Below are 21424 nucleotides of genomic sequence, written 5' to 3' on the forward strand. Positions count from 1 at the left end.
TCAATCTTTCTTCATTGGGCGGGCTGGAAAGTCCACAAAGGCTGCGGCGCGCCCGAACACAGGCTGATATACGCGCAGCCGGTGCGCTGTCCATCGCCGCGTGATGGTTCCCCAGCGGGCACAGGATCGGTCGGGCGCAATTCAGGTGCCACCAGCACAGGCAAGGGCGCCGACATACCCTGCAGCAGCGGTAGCAGTGATATATTATCAGGCGAAACCGGTATGTTGACCATCCCCTGCCCGGGCATCGTGATCACCGCGCCGGGCGTTGGCGTCTGCGGCGTCGTGGCGCTGCCGGTCTGGCCGGTCGAGGTACCGGTGCCCGGGTCGGCAACGGCAGTGCCTCCACCTGGAGGCGGTGGCGCGGGCGGGGTATCCGATGGCGGAGTGGGTCCCGGCGGCGGGGGCGCAGGAGGATTGGCTGCGGGAGGAATGGCACCACCAACAGGCGGATCCTGCGCAGGCGGCACGATCGGAGGCAGCACCGTCATCACCCCCGGCCGATAGGTGATCTGATAGTTCCGCGCAGTACCCCGCGAGGCATTGATGATGTACTGGCCAGGGCTGGACGTCCCTCCACCCGTCGATCGCAATACCAGCCCGGTCACGACATCGCCGGTATCGCCGGTATCGCCATTGCGTAGTCCCGAATAGCTGACCGTCAACACCGGATCGCCGCTGCCCTGCTGGATTACCAAGCTGTTTGCGGTGACCAGCAGCCTTGCCTGATCGATCAACAAGCGCCCTGGTGTGTAGACGAAATCATAATTGAGCGCCGATGCACCCGATGCGGTGATTGCGTAATTGCCGACATCCGAACCGATGGTGGCAGGCGTTCCGAACGCCAGTCCGCTCACCACATTGGCGTTGTCGCCATTGCGGAAGCCGGTGATCATCGCGGTGAAGGCGGGGTTGTCCAAGCCATATTCGCGGCTCGCGTTGTTGACGCGAACCTGCAGCAGCGCCTTGGTGATGGTCAGCGTGCCGGGAACGTAATCGAACCGATAGTTTGCCGCATTCGCACCCGAACCGGTGATCAGATAATCCCCGACATTGCTCCGACTGATTGCGACAGTACGCAGCCTGAGGCCGGACACCACAGCGTCGGTATCGCCGTTGCGGAAGCCAGTGATGCTCGCGGTCAACGTGGGATTGACCCCGCCGTATATTCGGGTCTTGTCGTCGATGGAGACGGTGAGCAACGCCGGCGTGATCGCCAATGTACCGGGCGCATAGGCAAAGTCATAATTAAGCGCGCTGCCGCCCGATACGTCAATCCCGTATGTGCCGACACCCGACGCTATCGTCGCGGGTGTCGAAAGCACCAGACCACTGACGACCGCGCTGGTATCGCCGTTGCGAAGACCGGTGATCGTGCTGGTGAACGCCGGGTTTGCCAGCCCATATTCGCGGGTCGCATCATCGGCGGTTACCGTGAGCTGCGCGCGGGTGATCGTCAGCGTGCCGGGCACATAGCTGAAATCATAGTTTGCGGCAGCACCCCCCGATCCGGTGATGGTGTAGGCACCCACGTCGGACCCGATCGATGCAACAGTATCGTAGACAAGGCCGCTGACGACACTGGCGGTGTCCCCCGCGCGCAGGCCGCTGATCGTGCCGGTCAGTGCCGGGTTGGCAAGGCCATATTCACGCGCTGCGTCATCCGCAGTCACCGTGAGCAACGCGCGGGTAATCGTCAGCGTACCGGGCACGTAGCTGAAATCGTAATTGGTCGCGCTCGCGCCCAAGCCGGTGATGGCGTAAGTGCCGATGCCCGAGCTCAGCACCGCAGTGCTGCCAAACGCCAGCCCGCTGATCACGCTGGCATCGTCGCCATTGCGCAAGCCTGCGATGCTGCCTGTAAACGAAGGATCGGCCAGACCGTATTCGCGCGTCGCATCGTCCGCCGTCACAGTGAGCAGCGCCTTGGTGATTGTCAGCGTACCCGGAACATACGCGAAGTCGTAGTTGGTCGCGTTCGCACCCGCTCCGGTGATGCTGTAAAGCCCGGCATCGGATGTGATCAGCGCGCTGCTGCCATAGACCAGCCCGCTGACGACACCGTCATCGTCGCCATTGCGGAAGCCCGTGATCGAACCGGTGAACGTCGGATCAGCCAGCCCATATTCGCGTATGGCATCATCGGCGGTGACCGAGAGCAACGCCTTGGTGATCGTCAGCGTGCCCGGGATGTAGTCGAACTCGTAGTTGTCGGCAAAGGCATCGCCCAGATCGATCGCGTAGCTGCCTGCGTCCGAGGTGATGTCGGCAATCGTCCCGATGCTTGGAGCAAACAGGATCACGCTTTCGTCATCACCGTTGACGAAGCCCGAATAGGTAACGGTGAACGCCGGGTTGGCGGTGCCGTATTCGCGGGTCTGGTCATCGGCGCGCGCGGTCAGCAGCGCGCGCAGCGTGGTCAGCGCACCGCCGACGAAGTCGAATCCATAGCCGACGTCGGAGAGCAGCGATCCCTGATCAATGAAGATCGAATCGACGCCCGCATTGCCCGACGCAAAGTCGAAGAGATTGGGTGCGCCCGAGAAGGCATAGGATTCGCTGTCGCCATTGACCAGCCCGGCCAACTGGAAGGAATAGGCAGGCGCAGCCTCGCCATAAGTGCGGGTGGCATCGTCGGCGGTGAAGGTGAGCACGGGCTGGCGCGCAAAGATGAACAGGTTGCCCGCAAAGCCGCTGGCCGAGACATTGTTGTACAGGTTGTTGCCGACCAGCCCGCCGCGATCGATCACCTCGTAATCATCCGAATAGATCAGGAACCGTCCACCTCCGACGAGGTTGAACGCCATGGCGCCGGCATTGTTGGTGAAGACATCGCTCTCGATCAGGATCGCATCGCCGGCGGTGGCGGCAGTGAGCAAGGCTCCGGCATTGATGGTAACCGCCCGGTTGCCCGAAACACCCAGGTTTCGGATGCTGATGGACCTTGCGGAAATCGAACCGACGCTGATCCCGCCGCTGGTCGAGAATGTCTTGTCGTCGCCAGTTAGGATGGCGAGATCAACCATGGCCGAGCCTGTAGTGATTCTGCCCTCGGTCCCAAAGCTGATGACGGCATCGCCGGGATCGCGGAACGCATCGACTACGCCGCTTGCGGCGAAGTCGTTGGCGAACGCCGTGAAATTGCCGCTGTCGGTCGTTATCGCGGCATTGATGAAAATCGATCGCCCGGCACGGAACGTCAGTGCCCCGCCATTGCCGAAGATATTATTGACCGCAATCGCATTGCTGACTGTGATATCATTGTTGGCTTGCAACTCGACGGCGGTCCCGCTTGAAAGCAGTGCTGCCAGATCGCTGGCACTGATCGTCACATCAGCGCCAGGCGCATCGCCAAAGCCGAGCGCGGACGTATCGCCTGCGCTGCCTGTCAGGTTGAAAAAATACGTCGCGCCGGAACCGGCCACTGTGTTTTCCGGCCCATCGTCGCGTGGCGCACCAACGACCAGTCGCCCGGTATCGAGCGAAACCCCGTTGCCGAACCCGTCGAAGGTCTCGAGCGAACTGACGTCAACATCGTTTGCTTCGTCATAGCCTCGCCCCAAGATCGAGAGCAGAGCAGGCCCGCCAAAGCTCGCATCGGCAAATCCGACCAGATAGACCGCGCCCGAACTGGCAAAGGTTTCGGACAGACCGGAATCGTTGATCGCACCGATCGCAAGCCGGTCGCCATCAAGCGATACCGAGCGACCGAACCAGTCGTCGGACTGCAACCGACTGATGTTGAGGTCAGCAGCACCGGTATAGGCGCGTCCGATCGTCCCGGCGAGCGCAACGCTCGAAAAATCGGGTGCCGACATCGCGAACAAATAGGCTGCGCCGGTGTTGAAATCGACATTGCCGAAGCCATCGTCAAGTTCGGCACCCACCACCAGCCGCAGGCCCTGCAGGCTAACCGAGGTGCCGAAATGGTCCTCGGCATCAAGCGCACCCACATCGACGTTCTTGCCACCGATATAGCCCGCTCCGATCACAGCATCCAGCGCGGGATCAGTGAACACGCTGTCGGCAAAGCTGAACAGATAGACCGCGCCGGAATCGGGAAGGCTGTTACCCGCGCCATCGTCGAGAGGCGCGCCAACCGCCAACCGATTGCCATCAAGCGCCACCGAATAGCCGAAGACATCGCCCATGGCGGCAGGTGAGGCGAGCTCGTTCGGGCCATCGGCACCCGCCCCGATAAATGATGCGAGTGCAGGCGTGCTGAATGCTGCGTCGGCAAAGGTGAACAGGAATACCGATCCGCCATTGAGGTTGCTCGCGCCGACCGCGAGCCGATTGCCGTCGAGCGAAACCGCTCCGCCAAAGGCCCCACCCGGGGCCAGGCCCGGAACGTCGAGGTTCTTGCCGCCGACATAGCCTTCGCCCAGCACGCCTTCGAGCATCGGTGCATCGAAATCCAGGTTGGCAAAGGTGAACAGGTACACCGCTCCGGCAAAGCCCTGACCGTTCGCGCCCCGGTCCTGCGGCGCGCCGACCGCAAGCCGCGTGCCATCAAGCGATAGCGCCCAGCCGAAGGCATCCAGACCCTGCACCCCACCAACCGGCGTGCTCACCCCGCGGGTATAGCCTGCGCCAAGATTACCGCGGAGCTCACCGCCATTGAAGTCGGTGTCGGCGAAGGTCAGCAGATAGATTCCGCCTGAATTGCTTGCAGTGTTGCCAAAGCCATCGTCGCCACCGGCCCCGGCCACCAACCGGTCGCCATCCAGGGAGACCGCGGTGCCAAAGCCATCACCAGCCTCCAGGTTCAAACCAAGATCGCTGGTCGTCCCAAACCCACCTGACTCCGTCCCCAGGACGTCGACAATGGCAGGGAGGCTGAGGTTGGTGTCGGCGAAGGTCAGAAGATAGACCGCGCCCGCACCCACCGGACTGGTCGCATTACTGGTAAAGCCAGGTGCGCCCACCACCAGCCGGGTGCCATCCAGCGCCAGCGCATTGCCAAACAGGCCGCCGTCGCCAAAGCTGGTGACCGAACCGGTGGTGTCAAGATCACCCGCCCCCGTGTAACCTGCACCCACGATACCGCGCTGGACGGCAGAACCGAAACCCAGATCGTCGAAGGTGAAGAGGTAAACCGCACCGGGCGAGGCGAAATTGTTCGCTGATCCTGCATCGCGGGGTGCTCCGATCGCCAGGCGGGTACTGTCCAGCGCGACAGCGGAACCGAAGTTGTCGAAGTCATCGAGCGCGACGGTGACATTCAGCCCGCCAGAGTAACCTGCTCCGATCGTCGATGCGATTGCCCCGCCACCAAACCGTGCGTTGGCAAAGGTAAACAGATAGACCGCACCGGTTTCTGCCGCACCGTTTGCTGCACCGTCGTCGCCGGGGGCTCCGACCGCTAGCCGGCCGGTATTGAGCGAAACTGAAGCGCCGAACTGGTCGCCAGGGTCCAGTCCCGCAATGGCAATGTTCTTGCCGCCGCCATAATCGATTCCCAGAACGGCCTCGAGCATACCGCCGCCGAACAGCGAATCGGCAAAGCTGAACAGATAGACCGCTCCTGCACCGCCCTGCGTGTTGCTGATGCCCGCATCATTGGGTGCCCCCACTGCAAGCTGGTTGCCATCGAGCGAGACCGCAGAACCAAAGCTGTCACCCGCTTCGACGGCCAGCGGCCACAAATTCTTGCCGCCGACATAGCCATGACCAACAATCGCCTCCAGCGTGGCACCGCCAAAGCTCAGATCGGCAAAGCTGAAGAGGTAAACCGCGCCTGCGTCCGTCAGCCCATCGATCACGCCGTCATCGCCGGGCGCACCGATTGCGAGGCGGTTGCCATCGAGCGAGACCGACTGGCCGAACGCATCGCCTGTACCCACCTGCACGGACGATGCCGTCGGCGGCGATGCAAGCTCAAGCCCTGAGATCGTGCGATAGCCCGCGCCGAGGACCCCGCCGAGCATGCCACCGCTGAACGCGGAATCGGCAAAGCTGAACAGATACACCGCCCCTGCGTTGAACTTGGAATTGAGTGCGCCGTCATCACCCGTTGAGCCCGCAACGAGGCGGTCTCCGTCGAGCGATACCGAGACGCCGAAGTTGTCGAAGGCTCCCAACGGCAATGCGATATTGTTGCCACCTGAATAGCCCGCCCCGATGATCGCCTGTTGCGTGGGCGCAGCGAATTCGGAATTGGCAAAGCCGAACAGGTACACCGCGCCGGTATCGCTGAAGTTATTGCCTGCACCATCATCGCGCTGGGCACCCACTGCGAGCCGGTTGCCGTTGAGCGAGACGCCTTCACCGAACCAGTCCCCGCCGTCGAGCGTGCCAAGGTCCAGATCGTCAGACCCGGTATAGCCAAAGCCGATCGTAGACCTGAGCGTGCCGCCACCCAGCAGGTCATCGGCAAAGGTGAAGGTGTAGACGGCACCCATATTGAAGAAGATGCCGGGTACGGCGCCATCGTCAAACGGCGCGCCCGCCACCAGCGCCCGCCCATCGAGAGCGACCGATGTGCCGAACGCATCGCCCATTTCCAGATTGGGTACATCGATGTCGCCCAGCCCGGTATAGCCAGCACCGATGATACCGATGGGACTGATTGTGGATGGAAACGCTCCGGCGAAATTGAACAGATAGACCGCACCGCTGTCTTCACGGTCGCCTGCAAAGCCGTCATCGCCCGGTGCACCGACCGCCAGCCTTGTGCCGTCCAGTGCCACCGAGTGCCCGAAGAGGTCCTCGCTGGACATTCCTGGATCCAGATCGAAGGCTCCGGCATATCCCCGCCCGATCGTTGCCTGAAGCGCGGGAGCGCTAAAATTCGGGTCGGCAAAATTGAACAGATAGACCGCGCCGGAATCTGGCGCGATGTTGCCTGCGCCATCATCGCCCATCGCGCCAACCGCCAGAACACTACCATCGAGCGAAACCGAAACACCGAAAAGATCGTCGCGCTCAAGATTGGCGACAGACAAGTTCTTGCCGCCGCTGTAACCCGAACCGATCACCGATTCGAGCACCGGTGAGGCAAAATCGGGATCAGCAAAGGTGAACAGATATACCGCGCCCGAGAAGGGGTTGAGGTTCGACGCGCCCGAATCGTGTGATGATCCGATCGCCAGCCTCTGCCCGTCGAGCGAGACGCTCGCACCAAAGCGCTCGTTTTCAGCGATACCATTGGCGGCCAGTGAGGTCGCCGAGCCGGCCGCATAGCCGCTGCCGATCGTACCGACCTGCGCCAGACCATCGAACACCGCACCGCTGAAGGTGAACAGATAGGCCGCGCCGACCAGTTCGCCGTCGGTGTTGCCGGCATTGCCCGCAGCACCGATCACCATGCGGCTGCCATCTATCGCCACCCCGGTGCCAAGGCGATTGCCATCGACATTCAACCCATCGATGCTGAGAAACGCAGCATCAGGTGAGCCCGCTGTAATCCGCCGGAAAAGACTCGCGCCGTCGAGCGCTGCAGTCGTGAAGCCAAACAGATAGGCAGCGCCGACATCCAGACCGCCGCCCGAAAAGCCAGCGTCGCCCGGCGCGCCGACGACAAGCTGCGCTCCTGACAAGCCCAGCGATGTACCGAACCGATTGCCGGACCCCAGAGAGGCCACGGCAAAATCGTTGGCACCGGCGGTGTAGCCCGAACCGATTGTCCCGATCAGCGTCGGCGATGCGAACGCCGTGTTGTCGAAGCCGAGCAGATAGACCGCGCCTGAATCGGCGATGCTGTTGCCGTCGCCGTCATCGAGATATGCTCCCACCGCAAGCCTGAACCCGTCAGCGCTCAAGGCGACGGCGCTGCCGAAGCCATCGCCTGCCTCGAGATTGGCGACTGCGTAATTCTGGCCGCCGATGTATCCGGCACCGGCGATCGCCTGCAACGTCCCATCGTTGAACACCGCATTCGCGAAGGTGTAGAGATAGACCGCACCTGAATCGATCGCGCTGTTGCCGTTGCCATCGTCCTGTTGCGCGCCCACCGCAAGCTGGTTGCCCATCAACGCGACGCTCGAGCCGAACTGGTCTTCGGCCTCGAGATTGGCGATATCGATATTCTTCGATCCGGTGTAATCCGCGCCCATCCGCGCTTCGAGCACCGGGCTGGAAAAGGCGGCATCAGCGAAGGTGAACAAATAGACCGCGCCTGAATCGATACGGTCGTCGTTCGCGCCATCATCGCCTGGCGCACCGATCGCGAGCCGTTGTCCATCGATCGAAACCGCGCTGCCGAAGAAGTCGCCGACATCAAGCCCGCCGACATCGAAATTGCCCGCCCCGGTATAGCCCTGGCCGATCGTGCCGCGCAGTTGCGGAGAGCCGAAGGATTCATCGGCAAAGGTGATCAGGAAGACCGCACCCAGATTGGGGCCCGAATTGCCAAAGCCCGAATCGCCAGGTGCACCGATCGCCAGCTGGGTGCCATGCAGCGACACCGCGCTTCCCAAGCCAGCTCCGCTTGCCGGGCCGACAGACAGGTTCTGCTGCGGACCGTATCCGCTGCCCATGGTCCCTGCGAGACCCAGGCTCTCGAAATCGGAATCGGCAGAGGTGAAAAGGCGTACCGCGCCCAGGCCGCTGGATGTTGCATTTACGCCCGTGTCTTCAGGCGACCCCACCACCAGGCGGTTGCCATCGAGCGCCACAGCGCTGCCAAAACGGTCGCCCGCACGCAGTCCGCCTACCGACAGATCACCAAAGCCGCCATATCCGGCCCCGATCCGCCACCGCAGTTCAAATGGCCCAAACCGGTCGCTGAAAAGATAGACCGCACCGCTGAGGGGAACGAGATTGCCCGTGCCGCCATCCTGGGCAGCACCGACAGCCAGTCCCGATCCATCGATCGAAACCGAGCTGCCAAAGTGATCGCTAGCTTCGATCTCGGTGAGGTCGATGTCGTTCATGCCAGTATAGCCATTGCCGATGATCGTGCTCACCGTGCCACCGGTGAAACCCAGATCGGCGAAATCCACGATATAGGCCGCGCCGGAATCGCCGATCGCATCGCCAGCCCCATCGTCGAACGGGGCACCGACGATCAACCGCGTGCCCTGCAGCGCCACGGCGGCACCGAAGGCGTCGCCATTGCCACCGGCAAGATTGGCGACCGAAACATTGTTGCCCCCGGCATAGCCAGCACCGACAATGCCCTCCAGCGCGCCACCGGCAAACTGAGGGCCGGCAAAGCTGAACAGATAGACCGCGCCGGCATCCAGCAGCGAGTCCTCATCCCCATCGTCAAGCGATGCGCCGACCGCCAGTCGCGTGCCATCCAGCGCCAACGAAGCGCCGAATGCGTCGCCTGTATTGATGTTGCCCAGGCTGAGATCATTGGCCCCGACATAGTCCGCGCCGATCCTTCCCTGCAGGGTGCCGCCGCTGAAAAAAGCGTCGCTGAAGGTGAACAGATAGACTGCGCCAGAGTTCGTCACGGCGTTGGCAAGCCCGTCATCCTGCGGCGCGCCGACCGCAAGCCGATTGTCGCGCAATGCGACAGCCTCGCCAAACCGGTCGCCTGCATCAAGCGAGGCAACCGCAACATTCTTGCCGCCGCTATAGCCCGACCCGACGATCGCCTCGAGCACGGGCGCATCGAACGCCTCGGTGGCGAAGCTGAACAGATAAACCGCGCCGACACTGGCCAGAAGATCGGCACCCATATCTTCGGGTGCGCCCACCGCAAGCCTCAGCCCGTCCAGCGCCACCGAAGTTCCAAACTGGTGGATCGCCTCTGCGCGCAATCCGGGAACCGAGTAGTTGTTAAACCCACTATATCCTGCGCCCAGGACATCTACGAGGCGGGGCAGAAACAAAAGCTCGGGCGAACTGAAGGTAAACAGATACACCGCGCCCGAATTGATCGCGCTGCTATTGCGCCCGGCGTCCCCCACGGCACCGACCACCAGACGGCCGCCGTCCAGAGAAACCGCGCTTCCGAATTCGAACCCGCTTTCCTGGCCGAGCAGGTTGAGCGCGTAATCCCCCGTCCCGGCATAGCCCGAACCGATCCGGGTCGTCTGCAACAGGCCCGAAAAACCGGGGTTGGCAAAGGTAAACAGATAGACCGCACCCGCACGGTTCAGCATGTCATCGGCGCCGCTGTCTCCGCTCGCACCGACCGCAAGCTGGAGGCCGCGCAGCGACACAGATACTCCAAAGGCATCGAAGCTCGATACCCCCGGGTCAAAGTCATTGCCCATGCCATAATCGGCACCGATCGTCGCAGCCAGCGAACCACCCGAATAGTTGCTGCCGAAGGTGAACAAATAGACCGCGCCGGCATCGCTGACCGGCGACAATGCTCCGCCATCTCCGGGCGCACCGACTGCCAGTTGCAGCCCGTCGAGCGATACCGATGTTCCGAACGCATCGAAATCTTCGAGCCCTGCGACATCGACATCGAGCCCGGCGCCGATCGACACCAGACGCTCGGGCGTTACGCTGAAATCGCTGGCGAGCATGTTGAAGATGTGGACAGCGCCAACATCGATTTGGCTGCCACTGCTCCCGGGGTCACCTGCTGCACCAACCGCGAGAAAATCATCCTGGAGCGAAACCCCGCTGCCCAGCATCGCACCCGCGGCCGCAATCGGGCCGCCGGTGATCGAACCAAAATCGAGCACGCGGGCAAGGTTCGGGTTCTCGAATGCAGGACCTGCAAAGGTGAACAGATAGACCGCACCGGCGTCAGTGGAGGTGTCGTTCAGACCGTCGTCGCGAGGCGCGCCCACCGCAAGCCTGAGGCCATCGAGCGAGACCGAGGTACCAAACTGGTCGTTTGCCGCCAGGCGATCGAGCGAGAGGTTCTTGCCGCCGCTATAGCCTGAGCCGATGATCGATTGGAGCACCGGCGCGCTGAACTGCGAATCCCCGAAGCTGAAAAGATAGACCGCGCCGACATCGAACTTGTCATCGCCAGCGCCATTATCAAACTGCGCCCCCACGGCCATCCGGTTGCCATCGAGGGAAACCGACGATCCGAAGCCGGTGCCCTGGCGCAGGCCCGTGCCCAGCAGCGACAGACCGCCCACATCGGCATACCCCACGCCGAGTGTTGCTGCCAGCCGACCATTGTTGAAATTGCTGCCATCGAAGGTCAGCAGATAAACAGCGCCTGCATCGATGCTGGTACCACTACGCCCGGTATCCGAGCTGGACCCCAGCACCATCGCATTGAAATCCAGTGCGAGCGACGAGAGCGTTTCACCCGCGTTAAGTCCATTGAGGCTGAGGTTCCTGCCGCCTAGGCTGCCATAGTCCGCGCCGATGCGCGCGGTGAGCGACGGCCCCTGGAAGAAAGCATCGCTGAAGTTGAACAGATAGGCCGCGCCCGTGTCGGGTGCGCCATCGAAAAACCCGTCATCGCCCGGCGCAAGAACCGCAAAGCTTTCTGAGCCGATCAGCCCCAGCGATTCTCCGAACCGGTCGCCTGCACCCAGGTCGACCATGTCGAGGTCGTTGGGGCCGGTATAGCCAAACCCAAGAGTCGATTGCAGCGCGGCCGAAGTGAAATCCGCTGAAGCAAAACTGAACAGATAGGCTGCACCGTAATCCGACCCTGAATTGCCCTGCCCACCGTCCCCGTATGCGCCGACGCCCAGGCCGAAGCCTGAAAGCGCCACAGCGGAACCAAAGTTATCGGCCACATCGAGCGCGATCGAGACGTTCTTGCCCCCGGTATACCCATTCCCGATAATGGCCTCGAGCACCGGGGAATTGAACGCGGCATCGGCGAAGGTGAACAGATAGACCGCGCCTGCGCTGATGACATCATCGGCGATGCCATCATCCTGCTGGGCGCCGACCGCGATTCGGTTGCCGTTCAGCGAAACGCTGCCGCCAAAGGCATCGTTGGCATCGAGCCGCGAGACATTGAGGCTGGCAGGGCCTGAAAACCCGGTACCCAAGATTCCCGCAACAGTGCCCGCGTTGAATTCCAGATCGGCGAAGCTGAACAGATAAACCTCGCCGGCATTGGGCACGAAATCGTTGGCACCATTGCCGAACGGCGCGCCCACAGCCAGCCGGGTGCCCGACAACGACACCGACTGTCCAAACCGGTCATCGCCCTGCAATTGGCTGACCGAGATGTTTTTGCCGCCGGAATAGCCCGATCCGATGATCGCGCTGAGCACAGGGGATGCGAAGCCAGTGTCGGCGAAGGTGAACAGATACACTGCTCCAGCAGCGATCAGACTGCCGCTGGCACCATCGTCGAGCGGTGCGCCGACCGCAAGCCGGTTGCCATCGAGCGAAACCGATGTGCCAAACTCATCGCCCGACTCCAGTCCTGTTCCCGGGGCGGCGAACCCTGGGAACGAGCTGGAAAATGCCTGCAACACCAGCGCGTATTGGCTAGGGGCGTTGCTGGCGTCGGCAATGATGATGTTCTTGGGGTCGAGCAGCAGTTTGCCGCCGCGCTGGCCGTCGCGCGCGGTTGCCACCGTGCCGCGATAGACCAATGTGTCCTTGCCCGAAATCTCGATCTGCCCGCCAAGACCGCCGACCATGCCACCGCGTGAGATGGCGGTGCCAAGAAAGGTGGTCTTCTCATCCGACCACAACACGATCTCGCCGCCATTGCCGCGCATGCCGATGGCAGACACATCGACAACCACCGAATCGGTTGCGACCAACGTGCGGGCGTTGATCAGTTCATCGACGCTGAGCGCCTTGCCGCCCTGGAACTCGCCACCCAGCCGCACCCGCCCGCCGCGGATGCCGCCCTGCGCATAGAATTGCGCCGAGAACAGATCGAGCCTGGCTGCGCTGACATCGATCAACCCGCCAAAGCCGTGACTCCCCGATGCGCGGAACTTGCCCGAGGAGATGATCTGCTGGTCGGAAGTATAGCGGATCGAACCGCCGTGCAGGCCGCTGGCATCGATGAACGCATCGCCGGTGTCGATTGCGCGACGTGTGGTGTGGATATCGACGTTGCCGCCCTTGCCAAGCCCGGCGTTGACCGTGATCCGCCCGGCGAGCGAGAAGCCACCCGCATCAAGCTGGATATTGCCACCAGCTTCTGCGCCGCTCGCCGAAAGGATCGAACCGAACGACAGGAAATCGCTGCCAGTGATATGCGCGGTGCCGCCCGTCTTGCCGCCATCGAGGTTGATCGTGCCATCGAGGATGGTGCGCGCGGCATTGATCGTCAGCGTGCCTCCGGTGCCGCTGGTCGCCATCGCGATACCCGGTGCGGTGCTGACGTCACCGTCCAGCACATTGGCCCAGCCGATATTGCTGGTGGTGCCGCCCTTTTGCGGACGGCCACCGGTCACCGCCGCATTGGTGCCCGAGGACAGATCCATTGCGACATTCTTGCCGACCTGCACCTCGCTCGGGGCGGTGATCGTCACCTTTGCAGCGACCAGCGATACCCTGCCGTCGGTGCCAACTTGCATGCTGGAGGCCTGCGGGGTGCCGATGCGGACCGACTGGTTGACCAGATCGCGCGCCGCCGATGCGGTGATCAGCAGCGTGCCGCCGCGCGCATCGACCACGCCGCCGCCGATGTCGACCAGCGCGCCCTTATCATCCAGTTTCGTTACCGCATCGCCGACCTGGAATCGGATCAGGTTGTCGCCGTGCAGATCGAGCGTGAACGCCTGCGCGCCGCCGAAGGCGATCTTGCCCATATGCGCGGTGATGATGCCATCATTGGCGACCTGCGGTGCGACGAACGCGGCGATGCCCGCGTCGCGCACGGTGATCGTTCCGTAGTTGACCACCTTCGCGCCTGAACGCCCCGGTGTACCGAAGCGCAAGCTGCCGCCCGACATGAAGGCATCGTTGCCGATATCCGCGCTGGTCGCGACCAGCCCTGCGACATCGACCCGGGCGTCCTTGCCAAAGACGATACCGTTGCCGTTGATCAGGTAGATCTGGCCGTTGGCGGTCAGCTCGCCCATGATCTGGCTGATCTCGGGCCCGGTAACCCGGTTCAATGCAATCGAGCGCGCGCCCGGCTGGCGGAAATCGACCGCCTGGCCTGCTCCAATCGAGAAATTGTCCCAGTTGATGATAACCCGGTCGCTCGACTGGTCGATCCGTACCCGGTCGGTGCCTTGGCCGCTGATCGTCGCGTTGCCCGCGACGACGTTGCCACCGCCGGGATTGGCCCAGGCGGTTTGCGCGGTGATGAAAGCAAGGCCGGCAACCCCGGTTCGCAGCGCGATCTGCCAGCTGGTGAATCGCCGCGCGCGCTGGATCACGACACGCTGATCGGGTGTGCGGTAGATGCTCATCGTGTTGCCCCGATCGAGAAGAAGATGCGCGGATTGCTGCTGCCGTCAGGCGTGAAGCGCGCCTTGCCGGGCCAGGCCGCATAAACCTCGCCAAACAGCCCGTATGGCAGCGAGACGCGTGAACCCGCACCCGCCGACCACAATTCGGTCACCCGCAATTCGGCAAAATCGAGCCGACCGCTCTGCCGCAGGATGCCAGCATCGATGAACACGAACGGCTGCACCGCGATCGGCCCGAAGGCATAGCCGTGGTTCAATTCCATGCCGACGTTGATGCAATGGTCACCGCCCGCCGCGCCGTAATCATAGGCGCGGCCGAAGCGATCTCCGCCGAAGTTGCACTCGCGCGACGCTGATGCGCCGCCATGCAGCGCCATCTGCGCCTCGGCGGTCACCCGCACCCGGGTTCGCCCGACCAGCGGCGCGTTCCACACCAAGGAGGCATTGGCGGCAGTAAACTCGGGATCGCCCTGGGTGCGGCTGCGCAAGGGGTTGAACCGCCCGGTGGCACCCAGCCCGTCAATCCCCTGGCTCAACCCCAGCCGGACCAGCCCCGTGGTGCCATCGGTCCCGGCCCAGTCATAGCTGCCGTACAGTTCGTAGAACCGGCTGCGATCGTCGATCAGCGTGATGCCGAAGATTCCGCTGTCGGAATTGATCGCGGTGCCTTCCACCCCGACGATTAGGCTGGAGTTGCGGGTGCGGCGCAGCGGATAGCTGAGGCCGGCACGCACGACCTCTTCCTCGCCCTTGAACTCAAGGATCGAGAGGAACCCCCGCACCGCGCGCGAACGCGCACGAGAATATGACACCGTTGCGGTCAGCCCATCGTCGGTGATCGGTGCGCTATATTGCGCATAGCCCGAGATAAACCCGTCGGTGGGCAGCGTCGCGCGCGCATCGAACACCAACTGATCACCCGGGATCAGCAGCGAATTGGCGGTGATGCCGGCACGATAGCGCTGCTCGCCGAGGTTTTCGCGAATGCGGTTGTCGAACTGCGCTTCGATCGTCACCGGGTCGAGATCGACCACCACCAACAGGTTGGCAGCGCCAGGTGTCGCCTCGGACGGGCGGATGACAACCGACACATCCATGCCGCCCAAATCGCCGCTGGTCAGGATCGCGCGCTCGAGTTCGTCCACCATCACCGGACCACGCTTGATCAACGGGGTGAAACGCCGCCGGATCATGTCGGTGAGCCGGGTTTCGCCGACCATCCCCGCGCCCGATTTCAGCTGGATCTCGAGCCCGTCGACACTGCCTTCGACCACCTGCAGAACCACCACGCCATCGGCGATGTCCTGCGCGGGCACGAGCGCGAACGAGAGCGCAAAGCCGGCATCGGCATAGACCCGGGTGAGCAGGTCAGCAGCGCGGTAGATGTCTGCCAGCGTCAGGTCCTGGCCCAGAAACGGCGCCAAAGGCGCCTGCAGGCGGTCTTCGGATATCGAATCGAACCCGACGATGCGGAACCGGGTGACCCGGACCTTGGCGGTGTCGTCGACGGTGCTGGGGTCGGTGCGCGGGCGATCGATCGAGAACGGCGTGCGCGGCGTGGACAGGGGCACTTCGGGTGGACGGTTTTCGCGCTCGAACGTGCCTGCAGGTGGTCGCACGGCGTTTGGCAGGCCCTGCGCCGATGCAGCTGCAGGCCACAGCAAGGTGAAAGCGAGCAACGACAGGGCCACAAGCCCCGTTGCGCAAGGACGTAAAAACGCCCTGCTATCGCCACCCACAAAAAGTGTCCGCGAGATCGTCATGCGAGGTGCAACGTCCAGCTCCCCGAAGGGACATGAGAGGGTGCGACCCCGCCTCGGGAAGTCAGGACAAAGTCCGTGCCGCCAGGTACCAGATCCAACCGCGTCCGCAGTGTCGCGGATCACATGATCTGGAAAACCGGACGGCCGCCTGGCGCCTTGATCCGAACAAGGGACTCACCGCTTCAAGACGATACCGGAACGCCCCCGCTTCCTTGATCGCGCTTATGCACTGCGCCGACAGAAACGCAAGCATTTCCAACGAAAACCGGTCGAAACTGGAGCAATGCCAACGACCGATCCGGACCTGCGATGACTTGGGGTTTAGCGCCCCATGAAGGCAGCAACATCTTGCAGGCTAAAGGTTGATGTTGTGCATAGCTAGCCGGGCGACTTCGGCTTGCGAACGGCCCTTCAAACGCTGGACAAGCGAACACATCATGAGCGGCAACAGCCTTTACGGTTGACGCACCTCCGGAAAGACCGGCAGATTTGGAGCTAAAGCGCGACCCAAGCCGCCCATTTGAGGATGCAGTTTATTTATGGCCGATCCTATTCAAATAACATCAAATGGCGCGGTTGAAACCGTAACCCTCTCCCGTCCCGAGGCGCTCAACGCGATGGACGAGCCGATGATCCTGGCGTTGCAGGACTATTTCCGCGCTCTGGCTGACCGGCCGCAGGTCCGCGTGGTGATCTTGAACGCCGAGGGCCGGGCGTTCTGCGCCGGGCTGGACCTCAAGGGCTGGGCACCACGCGCCAACGAGGGCGCAGTGCACGGCGGCTGGCGCACCCAGCGCGCGATCGCCACGGTGATGCAACTGATGCGAAGCTGTCCGCAACCGGTGATCGCCTGCGCCCAAGGCGCAGCCTGCGGCGGCGGCATGTCGCTGCTGCTCGCCAGCGACGTGCGCTATTGCACCCCCGATTTCCGGATGAACGCGGCGTATATCCGCATCGGGCTTGGCGGATGCGACATGGGGTCGAGCTATTTTCTGCCCCGGCTGGTGGGCAGTTCACTGGCATCCGAGATGATCCTGTCGGGCCGTTTCGTCGGCGCAGAGCGCGCATTGGCGGCGGGCTTTGTCAGTGAGATCGTCGATCCTGCAGGCATCACGGACACAGCGATGGCGCTGGCAGCGGACATGCTGCTCGCCAGTCCGATGGGCCTCAGGCTCAGCAAGGATGTGCTCAACCGCAACATCGATGCGACCGGGTTCGAGGCGGCACTGGCGCTCGAAGACCGCCAGCAGATCATGCTGAGCATGACCGCAGATTATGCCGAGGCGCGCCGTGCCTTTGCGGAGAAACGCGCGCCACAATACCTGGATCGCTGAACCACCGCGCGCATGAGCGGATTGATTCGCCCCTGGCTAGGCTTTTCGGGGCGTGCGGTCCGGAAAATTTGGCGGCACGAACTGCCGCAATGCCGTAACGTCAGCCCGCGATCGCGCGGAAATCCGCAATATTTCGTCCGAAACGCGCTTTGCTTTTGCCCGCTGAGGGTGCAGATTAATCGCCAACGCCTGACACAGGCAGATGAGGTGAGGACGATGATGGAAGACGAAGATCTCGAAAGCTTCCGTGCAGAAGTACGCGCGTTCCTGGATGCAGAGCTGCCGCCCGAAAAGCGGTTTGCCGCAGACGGTTTTGCCAATGCCAGCAAAGAGCTGACTGCATGGTGGCAGGGCGTTCGCGCCAAGCGCGGTTGGGGCGCTCCGGGCTGGCCCAAGCAATATGGCGGCTGCGAATGGTCGCTCGCCAAGAAGCGCATCTTTGCCGATGAATCGACCAAGGCAGGTGCGCCTTCGTACAGCCCGTTCGGCATCACCATGGTCGCGCCCGTGATCTACACCTTCGGCACCGAAGAACAGAAGGCAGAGCATCTGCCGCACATCCTCGATGGCAGCCGTTTCTGGTGCCAGGGCTATTCCGAGCCCGGCGCAGGGTCAGATCTTGCCAGCCTGAAGACCCGCGCGATCCGTGACGGCGATGATTACATCGTCAACGGCCAGAAGACCTGGACGACACAGGGCCATTGGGCCGACTGGATCTTCTGCCTGGTGCGCACCAACACCGAGGTCAAGCAGCAGAGCGGCATCTCGTTCCTGCTGATCGATATGAACACGCCCGGCATCGAGGTCCGCCCGATCCGCACCATCGACGGCATGCACCATTTGAACGAGGTGTTCTTCACCGATGTCCGCGTTCCGGTGAGCAACCGCGTCGGCAATGAGAACGATGGCTGGACCTATGCCAAGTTCCTGCTCGGCAATGAACGCGCCGGGATCGCGGGTGTCACCCGCACTGCGGGCGATCTTGCGCGCCTGCGCGAATGGGCCAATTCGACCGAGCATTTCGTCGACCCGCCAATCAGCGACCCCAAGATCGCGCAGCGGCTCGACGCGCTCGACCAGCGGCTTTCCAAGCTCGCAGCGCTGGAAGCGCGCGCTCTGGAAGCCCCGAGCCAGTCGCTCGAGGCAATGCGGCTGGTCGCGCCCTTGAAGCTGCTGGGCACCGAACTGTCGCAGGACGTGTCCGAACTGGCGCTCGATATCGCAGGCCCCGCAGCGCTGCCACGCCCGGCCGAAAACCGGGTTCACCCCTATGGCGGCGAGGGCGAACATGCGATGTCCTCGTTCCTCTTCGGCCGCGCGCAATCGATCTATGGCGGCACCAACGAGGTTCAGAAGAACATTCTCGCCAAGATGATGGCCGCAGGGCTCTAAGGCACCGCACCTTTTCCGTTTGTCCCGAGCGAAGTCGAGGGACGTGCGCACCCACTCCCGACGCGGCCGAAATCTGCCGCGTCGGGATGAGTTTCAGGATCACACACCATGTTCGCACCCAATGATGACCAGCAGCTGCTGGTCGATAGCGCCCGCCGCTTTACCCAGAAACATTATGCCGACGACAAGCTTGGCCAGATGGGCGAAAACCCGCTCAACACCGCTTTGTGGTCTGAAATGGCCGAAGCCGGGTGGCTGATGCTGCCTTTCGCCGAAGCCGATGGCGGGCTTCAGCCAGAAGGCCAGTCGGGCCTGGGCGATTGCGTCAGCCTGTTCGAGGTGCTGGGCGAAGGTCTCGTGGTCGAGCCGGTGCTGGCGAGCACGATCCTGGCCGGTGGCCTGATCGCCGCCGCCCCTGCATCGCAGCAGCGCGCCGACCTGATCGAGGGTATCGTCTCGGGCGGGGCGCCGATCGGGGTCGCGCTGCATGAGCCGCGCGCGCGCCACGACATCTGGTATTGCGAAACCCGCGCCGAAAAATCGGGTGACGGCTGGACGCTGAGCGGGGTCAAGTCGCTCGCGCACGGTGCTGCTGCGGCCGAGACGATCATCGTGCTCGCCCGGATCGAAGGCGATCCAGCCCCGGCCGATCACGGCGGTGCCGATGGCCTGGGTGTGTTCCTGGTCCCTGCTGATGCGCAGGGCGTGACCGTGACCCCCTACCGGTTGCGCGACGATCATTGGGTCGCCGATGTCGCGCTGGAAGGCGTGCGCGTCGGCAGTGAAGCGTTGCTGCTCGGCCCCGGCGATGCCGCCGAAGCGCTCGAAGCAGTGATCGACAAGGCCCGGCTGCTTCTCGCCGCCGAGGGCACCGGGATCATGCGGCGCCTGTGCCTTGCGACCCAGCAATACACCGCCGACCGCAAGCAGTTCGGCGTGGCTCTGGCCTCGTTCCAGGTGCTGCAGCACCGCATGGTCGATATGTCGATTTCGTTCGATCAGGCACGCTCGCTGGTGTATGAAGCTGTCACGCATGATCTTGCGGGCAACCAGGCCGAGATGGTGCGTGCCGCGCGCGCCGCGTATCGCGCGGTCAGCGAGGACGGCGTCGAGGTCGGCAAGCAGGCGATCCAGCTGCACGGCGGCATGGGCATGTCCGAAGAGCTGCCGATGGGCCGCGCGCTGCGCCGGCTGCTGGCGATCCGGCAGGCTTTTCCGCTGTAAGGCTCCATCACGCCGTTATTGCCGTCACCCCCGCGACGGCGGGGGTCCCGCTCCTGCACTTCGGTCGCAGAAGAAAGCGGGATTCCCGCGTTCGCGGGAATGACGGGGTGGGGTACCAGACGCATCCCCGTTCTCCGGCGAAAGCCGGAGGCCAGGAGTCAGATCGCATTGCCGTCGCCCTGGGTTCCGGCTTTCGCCGGAAAACGGACCTATAGCGCGTCGTAATCGATCGGCGCATGGCGGTCGAGCGTGCGCGAGTCATCCGCCATCGGGTATTTGAGCCCCGTCGCGCAATTGAACAGCACCACCCTGTCCGCCGCGCTCACGAGACCGGCGGACAGCGCGTAGTGGTATGCCGCCAGCGTCGCGCCACCCTCGGGGCAGAGCAGCAGCCCGTCCTGCCGCGCGGCCTGTTGCACCGCCGCCTCGATCGCAGCATCCTCGACCGCGAGCGCCTTGCCCCCACTGGCGCGGACCGCCCGCAGGATCAGGAAATCACCCACCGCGCGTGGCACGCGAATGCCCGCCGCCACCGTCTGTGCGTTCTCCCAGCGTTCGGCATGTTCGGTGCCATCGTCGAACGCCTTGACGATCGGCGCGCACCCCGCAGCCTGGATGGCGAACATCTTAGGTCGCTTCGGCCCGATCCAGCCCAAAGCCTCGAGCTCGTCGAACGCCTTCCACATGCCGATCAGCCCGGTACCACCGCCGGTGGGGTAGAAGATTGCATCAGGCAGCTCCCAGCCGAACTGTGAGGCCAGTTCGAGCCCCATCGTTTTCTTGCCCTCGATCCGGTAAGGCTCCTTCAAGGTCGAAAAATCAAACCAGCGGCCCTGTTTGGCGCCCTCGCCGACGATGGCACCGCAATCGTCGATCAGCCCGTTGACCCGCCACACCCGCGCGCCCTGCAGCGCGATCTCCTGCACGTTGATGTCGGGGGTGTCATCGGGGCAGAACACGACCGTCTCGATCCCGCAGCGCGTTGCATACGCGGCCAGCGCTGCGCCGGCATTTCCGTTGGTCGGCATCGCGATCCGCTTGATCCCCAGCGCCTTGGCCATTGCCACCGCCATCACCAGCCCACGCGCCTTGAACGATCCGGTCGGAAGCCGCCCCTCGTCCTTGACCAGCACGTTCGCCCCGCCCGATACCGGCAGCGGCACCAAAGGCGTCTCGATTTCGCCCAGGCTGACGATGTCGCGGACATGCCGCACCGGCAGCAGCTCGCGCCAGCGCCACAGATCGGTTTCGCGCGATTGCAGTGCGGCGCGGTCCAGGTGCGCGGCGATGGCAGGAAGGTCATAGCGCACCAGCAAAGGCCGGCCGACACGCGACAGCCCGTGCACCTCATCGGCGGGGTAGATTTCCCCGGTCATCGAGCATTCGAGATGGGTGACGAAGGTTTTTCGGTCGGCGGTGAGGTTGGTGAGCAGGGGCATCGGTACAATGGTCTCCAGGCGCTTGACGAGCGGCAGGTGTTGCAGGTGGGGCG

Annotated in this window: 6 protein-coding genes; 3 read left to right on the plus strand and 3 right to left on the minus strand. The window is 63.4% G+C overall.

What is annotated here, in order from left to right; genetic code table 11:
• Positions 1 to 11 precede the first annotated feature (11 nt).
• Together IEW00_RS01815 and IEW00_RS01820 are read right to left on the minus strand one after the other, a co-directional pair.
• On the minus strand, positions 12 to 14219 hold the full coding sequence (locus IEW00_RS01815; protein WP_188512647.1) for an MBG domain-containing protein: 14208 nt from the start codon (positions 14217 to 14219) through the stop codon (positions 12 to 14).
• Entirely contained in the window at positions 14216 to 15838 is a 1623-nt protein-coding gene (locus tag IEW00_RS01820; RefSeq protein WP_188512648.1) for a ShlB/FhaC/HecB family hemolysin secretion/activation protein, read from the minus strand. The genes IEW00_RS01815 and IEW00_RS01820 overlap by 4 nt, the downstream gene beginning before the upstream one ends.
• A 683-nt stretch (positions 15839 to 16521) precedes the next feature.
• Here IEW00_RS01820 and IEW00_RS01825 point away from each other — a divergent pair.
• The 3 genes from IEW00_RS01825 (at position 16522) to IEW00_RS01835 (ending at position 19932) form a co-directional block, all read left to right on the plus strand.
• Positions 16522 to 17316, plus strand: a complete 795-nt coding sequence (locus IEW00_RS01825) for an enoyl-CoA hydratase/isomerase family protein (RefSeq protein WP_188512649.1) — start codon at positions 16522 to 16524, stop codon at positions 17314 to 17316.
• A 216-nt stretch (positions 17317 to 17532) separates the two neighbouring features.
• Positions 17533 to 18708 (plus strand): acyl-CoA dehydrogenase family protein, encoded by a 1176-nt coding sequence (locus IEW00_RS01830; protein ID WP_188512650.1) that lies wholly within the window; start codon positions 17533 to 17535, stop codon positions 18706 to 18708.
• Positions 18709 to 18816: 108 nt separating this feature from the next.
• Positions 18817 to 19932 carry an acyl-CoA dehydrogenase family protein gene (locus tag IEW00_RS01835; protein WP_188512651.1) on the plus strand — a complete coding sequence of 372 codons (1116 nt, stop codon included), beginning with the start codon at positions 18817 to 18819 and terminating at the stop codon, positions 19930 to 19932.
• Between the two features lie 209 nt (positions 19933 to 20141).
• Here IEW00_RS01835 and IEW00_RS01840 read toward each other — a convergent pair whose 3' ends face one another.
• Positions 20142 to 21371: a threonine synthase gene (locus tag IEW00_RS01840; protein ID WP_188512652.1), complete on the minus strand. Its 1230-nt coding sequence runs from the start codon at positions 21369 to 21371 to the stop codon at positions 20142 to 20144.
• Positions 21372 to 21424: the final 53 nt, after the last annotated feature.

The sequence above is a fragment of the Blastomonas aquatica genome (assembly GCF_014639875.1).
Classification (GTDB): Bacteria; Pseudomonadota; Alphaproteobacteria; order Sphingomonadales; family Sphingomonadaceae; genus Blastomonas; species Blastomonas aquatica.

Bases quoted from the DNA above. Each gene is read 5' to 3' on its own strand.
- IEW00_RS01835 (WP_188512651.1), top strand. From the start codon at position 18,817: ATGTTCGCACCCAATGATGACCAGCAGCTGCTGGTCGATAGCGCCCGC.
- IEW00_RS01840 (WP_188512652.1), bottom strand. From the start codon at position 21,371: ATGCCCCTGCTCACCAACCTCACCGCCGACCGAAAAACCTTCGTCACC.
- IEW00_RS01825 (WP_188512649.1), top strand. From the start codon at position 16,522: ATGGCCGATCCTATTCAAATAACATCAAATGGCGCGGTTGAAACCGTA.
- IEW00_RS01830 (WP_188512650.1), top strand. From the start codon at position 17,533: ATGATGGAAGACGAAGATCTCGAAAGCTTCCGTGCAGAAGTACGCGCG.
- IEW00_RS01815 (WP_188512647.1), bottom strand. From the start codon at position 14,219: ATGAGCATCTACCGCACACCCGATCAGCGTGTCGTGATCCAGCGCGCG.